The organism is Calidithermus chliarophilus DSM 9957, from assembly GCF_000430045.1.
GTDB classification, from domain to species: domain Bacteria; phylum Deinococcota; class Deinococci; order Deinococcales; family Thermaceae; genus Calidithermus; species Calidithermus chliarophilus.
The window spans coordinates 2,773,363-2,779,534 of sequence record NZ_KE387023.1; the positions used below are offsets into that span (position 1 = coordinate 2,773,363).

At 56.5% G+C, this 6,172-nt stretch carries 6 protein-coding genes; all 6 read left to right on the plus strand.

The window, feature by feature from the left end:
• The first annotated feature begins 23 nt into the window (after positions 1 to 23).
• The 6 genes from MEICH_RS28065 (at position 24) to MEICH_RS30490 (ending at position 5,996) form a co-directional block, all read left to right on the plus strand.
• Positions 24 to 1,802 carry a C39 family peptidase gene (locus MEICH_RS28065; RefSeq protein ID WP_084542302.1) on the plus strand — a complete coding sequence of 593 codons (1,779 nt, stop codon included), beginning with the start codon at positions 24 to 26 and terminating at the stop codon, positions 1,800 to 1,802.
• A 9-nt stretch (positions 1,803 to 1,811) separates the two neighbouring features.
• Positions 1,812 to 2,471 (plus strand): hypothetical protein, encoded by a 660-nt coding sequence (locus MEICH_RS28765; RefSeq protein WP_157202775.1) that lies wholly within the window; start codon positions 1,812 to 1,814, stop codon positions 2,469 to 2,471.
• A 78-nt stretch (positions 2,472 to 2,549) separates the two neighbouring features.
• Entirely contained in the window at positions 2,550 to 3,284 is a 735-nt protein-coding gene (locus MEICH_RS27225; protein WP_027893061.1) for a hypothetical protein, read from the plus strand.
• A gap of 1,114 nt (positions 3,285 to 4,398) precedes the next feature.
• Positions 4,399 to 5,082 carry a hypothetical protein gene (locus tag MEICH_RS28770; RefSeq protein WP_157202777.1) on the plus strand — a complete coding sequence of 228 codons (684 nt, stop codon included), beginning with the start codon at positions 4,399 to 4,401 and terminating at the stop codon, positions 5,080 to 5,082.
• 23 nt (positions 5,083 to 5,105) lie between these two features.
• A complete protein-coding gene (locus MEICH_RS28775; RefSeq protein WP_157202778.1) occupies positions 5,106 to 5,387 on the plus strand; it encodes a hypothetical protein in 282 nt (93 codons plus the stop codon).
• Positions 5,388 to 5,870: 483 nt separating this feature from the next.
• Positions 5,871 to 5,996 carry a hypothetical protein gene (locus MEICH_RS30490; RefSeq protein ID WP_275052620.1) on the plus strand — a complete coding sequence of 42 codons (126 nt, stop codon included), beginning with the start codon at positions 5,871 to 5,873 and terminating at the stop codon, positions 5,994 to 5,996.
• Positions 5,997 to 6,172: the final 176 nt, after the last annotated feature.

The following is a 6,172-nucleotide window of genomic DNA, read 5'->3' on the forward strand; positions in this document are numbered from 1 at the left end:
CCAGTTGAGCTTAGAATGGTTGCATGTTAACTGAGAGCTCCTTCGACTGGAGCCAGCCAGTCCCCCGGCTTTCAGGCTATGACTTTAGCCGTAAACCACGCTGGCAGGGGCACTGGGGAGGTTACCTCAGCGGCTATAACGCCCGTTATTTCCTCGAATACGACCACCCAGCCGGCACAGCTCGCCTGTGGGTTTTCTGCCAGCCCATCTTCGGCACTCGAGGCTGGTACGGTGAAGGCCCGGCCAGCTACGATCCCGCCGGTCCCAGCATCCGCTTCAGCGTCCAGGGCATCCGCCACGACCCCCGCAGCGGGCAACCCCTCACCATCCTCCGCTGCACGGGGGAGGCAAAGGACATGCCCGACCACGTCGGCCTGAAGCTAAACCCTTCTGAAAAACCGCTGTTGGAGCGGAGGCTCACCAACCCTCCCCCCACCCAAACTTCTACCCCGACCGCCGCCGCGCCACCGCCCCCACCTCCCAAACCGCCAGCCCCTCCCCAGGCCAAACAGCCCACGCAACCTTCCTCCAAACCATCTCCGCAGGCCACCGTCGCCTCGCCCCCTCCCCAAGCGTCCCAGGCGACCCAACCCCTCCAGAGGGTCTGGCCCAAGCCCCGGCACTTCGTGGGCCAGATCGCGGGGCAGGTGCCAATCCACCTCGAGCTCGACCGCCCCTTCGGCGACAAGGTAATCGGTTACTCCAGCAGCACCTGGGAGAAGGGGGAGGGCTCCTTCGACCTGATAGGCAGGATCACTCCCGGCGGGGTGCTCAACCTGGTGGCTTACTCGGGCAAACAACCCGTGCGCAAGCTGGTTGGCAGCGTTCAGGGCGACAAGGGAGACCGGCTGGTAGCGGATTGGCTCGAGCTAGACCGCAACGGGAGGGTTGTCCGCAGCCGGGAACTCGTGGCCTTTTACACCCCTGCACCTGAACCCGCGACCAGACAGGCGCGCCAGGACGGCAACGGTGCCCCGGATGCCCTGGATGAGCTCATGGGAATCGAACAATTTACCCCACGCTACACGGTCGAACAGATACGGCGGGCTCGAGGCCTCATCGCCCAGGAGCCGGATGCAAAAAAGCGGGGTGACTTATACCTGCTGTTGCAGAGCAAGGTTTCTTACCGCAATCAAAGGAATAACTCAAGTATTGGGCGCGAGGAGGACGAGAAATATACCCCTTTCGGTGATATGCGGGCTGAACGGGTTGGTAAACCCCTTGGGGACGTGATGTGTAACTTGACATCAGCCGCAATGGCTCTAGAGCAACTGGGTATTGGGAATCCTGACCCCAAGAACTTCCCTCAATTTGAGGATTATTTGGAACACCTGAGGCGAAAAATAGCTGATGCAAAAGTTAAGGCCAATCCGGAGATGGAAAAAGCAATCCGTATCAGTTATCACCGAGAATCGAGGGCCGGCTGGCAAAGCGTGATTGAGGCTATGGGAGGATATGTTGAAGACGTTGGAAGTGGTCAACGCGACAAAGAATGGTGGGAAAAAAACGTGTTGCCCCATCTAGCTAAGGGTCACTCGATCATGATGAGTATAGGCGGGCACATAGTCAGGGTTCAGAAAGTATCCGAGGAGGGTCTGATAGTAGATGATCCTTATGGATTGGTCAGACTATTTCCTGGAGCTAAATGGGATTATGGAGAGAATTGGCAGCAAGCGAATAGTCTGAAGAATGCGGATAAATCCCAAGAGCTAGCGGGTGCGAGAGGAGAAGACGTGTTATGGAAGTGGTCGGATGTCTCCAAGCATTCGATGCGATGGATTGTTGCCGTGAGGGGAAAGTAGGCGAAAAACATGAAGCACCTCCCTTCTACGTTTCATTGGATAGTCCTACCCATCCTTTTATCAGTCCTATCTGTTTCGGCTTTCGCCCAATCAAAGCAGATGACTGTGGCTGATTACTTCAAACTTCTACCCGATAGGTACTTCACGTTACTTTCTGGTGATGCTGCATTGATTCCCCACGGCATCAGGGAAGATTTAGCCATTGCTTCAAGGCGAACTGGGTATATAGAGAGAACAATTTCAGGCATCACTTACGAAATGGCAATTGATATGCGAAATGAATACCTGATGGCCTCGAGCAGCCAGTGGGAGCTTGTGTTTGAGATGGCAGTGTGGAGGGCAAAAGGTCAGGAGCCTCTTATCGGCCTCTCAATCAATGGATGCACGGCCGCATCCTGCAAAAATGTGACCCTCCATTTCCTGAGGTACAAAAATGGTGCCTGGGTCGATGTTACAGATCAGGTACTGCCCAAGATAACCGCTCAGATGATGCTGGACGCTTATGAGACGCTCAAGCGGAGCGACCCGGAGGCAACTGTCTTACCAAGACCTTTTTACGAAATACCTCGAGTGGGAACCACCATTGCCGTTTATATGGCAAGCCCTCGAGTCAAGGTATTCAACCTGATATGGCGCGGAGAGCGATTTGACTTGAGGAAAGCGGAATGAGTGCCTGTTTTATGTGGTGGATCGTGGCGATCGAGCGGGGGTAGGGGGTAAGCCATGCGATGGTTGAGGCTCACGGTTGTGCTGTTCGCGACGCTTTCGCTCGGCCTGCTGCTCATGAGGGCGGGGAAGGGACGGGCCCCCCTCGGCAGCGTCTTCGAGCTCTTCCTGAGGGCGCCGGATCAGGTCTTCCGCGACTCCTCGGGCTGGTTCGCCTTCTGCACCGACCTCGCGCCCGACGAGCGCTGCGCCGACCGCAGGCGAGAGATCCTCAAACGCCGCGACATGCTGCAGCCGGATTTCGGCCACTTCCGCGAGGAGGGCGATTTAATCGAGGTGAGCGGGACGGTTTTGCACGCGCGGCTGAGGGAGTCCAGGGACTTCCCCATCCAGGAGGGTGAGGTTGAGGACTCGGGGTCCCACGAGTTCGTGGTGTGGAGGGTCGACTCGGCCAGGGGGGTCGTCGCCGTGAGCAACCTCCCCTACGGCGAGAGGCCGCAGCGCATCCGGTTCTTCGAGGTCAGGGGCGGCCGGTGGAGGGACATTTCCGCGTCCGTGCTGGTGCCCGCGGAGCGGCTCAGGGCGCTGATGCTGAAGAGGCTCGGGCGTGAGCAGGGGCGGGTGAGGCTCTACCGCTTCGAGTACCATCCGCTGACCGAACGTCCCGATATTAGGGTCATCGCGCGGGTCTACACCGACCGGCCGCTCATGGCCTACACCGACCAGCCGAGACAGGGCTTGTGGGACCATGCGCTCTTTCTGGGGAGGCTGGTGTGGCGGCAGGGCCGGTTCTCCTTCGAGCCCTCGGAGGAGTGACATGGGTTCCCCATGTCCTACGGGGCGGTGATTTTCCGGCAGCGGCTGCCGAGATCCGAGGGATGTCCCCCTGGAGGATGGATAAAGAAAGTGGAGCTATGGGAGAAGACAACCTCGGGTCATGGTCGTTCTTGAAGGAGCGGGGCGTTTTCTGGGCGTCAGCCATCTCAAAGAGATGAACTCTATGAGTGGGCATACTTTTCCCCAGCGTTTCCAACGACTATACTCGAAGCCACTACTCTTTTTCATTTTAATTGTCTTGTCTTTTTCGGTGCCGGTGATGGCTAGCTCTCTAAGTGTTGTGGATCACTTCTTAAGGGTGCCGAAGGTTTATCTAAGAAAAGTGGAGATTGGACCTCATTCCATATTTTATACCAATGATCGCCAATGCTTACTCAATCTCAAAACAGACAACTGCTTACGGGGGCCGCCCACCCTGGTGCGTGTTGACCTACGGAATCAGTACATCAGCATTTCCGTAGAGGATCACATAGGGGAATTTACCATATGGAAGACAAGAAGTGGGCAGGATTTTATAGGGATCAGTGTTCTCAACCCACATAGTGATGGATCAATAAGTAAATTCATTTTACTAAAATACTTGAATGGTAGGTATGACGATATTACCAGCTCAGTCGTCGTCCCAGAAGCGATCTTGAAGCGATACTTTCTGCTTAGCATAGAAAATTCGAGTATTTCGCAGAGAATGTTTAAGGGTTTCGCGTACCGCTTACCTAGAGCTGGCACAACCATAGCAATATGCGCTTTACTCGATAAGGACTACGATGGATTTCCCGAGAGCAGTCTGCTTCTAATGCATATTCGATGGAGTGGAGATGGGTTCCTGCCTGCCCAGCCGGTGTTCTGAGCTAAGGCCACATCGTCCGACTTCAAGACGTGAGGGAGCAAGGGCTAATTGTGGACGATCCCTTCGGCGGGCCGATCACGTTGCGCCCATTCAGCTACTCTTGGGGCCAAAACCTCAACTCCAGGAGCGGTGAAACCGGGCAGGGGCCAGGGGCAACGACAACCTCTGGCCCTGGGAGCAGGTAGCGATTCGGCGAATGCTCTGGATTGCTGCAATTGTCCACAGGTAGGAAGCTTTGGGGGAGCCATGACCACACTATTCGCACGCCAGCTACCCTGTCCGGGGGTCGTTCTCATATGGCTGATACTCCTCACCATTGGGGGTTATACGAAGGCAGCTTCGATGAATGTAAGAGATTATTTCTTAAGGATTCCGGAAAAATATCTTGTTTCCACGGCGTTCGCGTTTAATCCTGATGCACCGCTAGCACCAAATACCATCTTGGCCTTCAGGAAGCATATTCTTGATCAAAGACACGTTCCCGGAGTTCTCGGAAGGCTCGTTTTGGATGTTCCTAATGGGTACCTCAGCTATGTGATTGAAGAATCTGCTTTTAGTGAGTTTGTGGTCTGGTACGCTCCAGGCAACAGCGTTATCATTGGTATCAGCGATTACGACATATACTCAGGCAACCAAACGCTTCGATTTGTTCGGTATCGACATTTCGAAAGCGATTGGGAAGACATGACTTCTAAAGTTGTACTCCCCAGAGCACGGCTGGAATCCCTGCTCATCGCGAAAATGGTGCAACGAGGTAAACCCCGTGATTATCAATTTGTTTACCTTCTCCCGCGCGTAGGGACCACGGTTCGTGTTGTGGCCTTTATACCCACCTCCATCTTCCCAGGAACACTAAGGCCTGCCGAACAGATCAACTTGCTGCGACTCGAGTGGCGTGAAGGCCGCTTTCTCCCAGCGGAAGTTCGCTAGGGCTTCATGCGGAGCAGGCAGCTATGGATGAAATGGACGCTGAGAGAATAGTTCGATCGATCGTGAATCGAGACAGCCCCTACACGTCTGCAATGCAGTTGGCATTAGTCAGCCGTAGGCTCAAAAAGGCGATGCTGTTGAAGGTTCTAGAGAAGTTAACGGGAGATTTCGGATACGAAGGGATATGGGCTATCCACGCCCTGGTGGGTCTTGATGAGCAGAGGGCTCAACAGACGGCGATCCGGTGGCTGAACCACCCCAACCACAACGCCAGGTCAATCGGTCTGGACATCTTACAGACTTGACCGTTATTCAGGGTTGAGGCTAGATAGAGGCATGAACTTACGCGAAGCCTTAGCCTCATTGGACGATCCACGCTACCAGAACCGGCGCTATCCGCTGTGGGGGTGGTGGCATTGGTGCTGGTGGCCTTTGTGTGCCGGGTGGACTCCCTGCGGGGTGTGGCCCGCTTTGCCCAAGCCAATCCCTTCCTGTGTAAGCCCCTGGGCTTGCGCAAGGCCCCAGGACGCAGCTCAATCGCCCAGCTCATCCGCCGCTTGGACCCGCAAGCGCTGGGGTTCAGCCCTGCAACAGGTCTTTCCCGAACTCCCCCTTCCCGCCTCTTTCCCTACCTCTACCGCTACTACCTCTGCCCTGGTCGCGGATGGCAAGGTCTTGCGGGGGAGTGCTAAAGGCGAGAGCCCGGTGGTGCGGGTGGTGGAGCTGTGGTGTGAGCAAGCCCGCCACAGCCTGGCCCAGGCCCAAGTCGGTGGGCGGAGGATGAGGCCTTGCTGGGTCTGCTGGAGCGCATGGGGCTGGAGGGTTTAGCCGGTCGGGTGGTGGTGGCCGACGCGGGCTTCCTCTACCCCCGGGTGGCCGAAGCCATCCGGGCTAAGGGGGGGATTACCTGCTGAGCCTGAGGGCCAACCAAGCCCGGGCGTTGGAGGCGGTAGAGTGGCTGTTCGCTTGCCTGGACGAGCATCCCCTGCCCGGGGAAAGCATCGTCCAGTGGGAAGAACTCCGTGACGGGGAGGTGTGGCGCTACCGGGCCTCGGCCTCCCCCCATCTCCCCCCCTGGCTGGACTTCCCC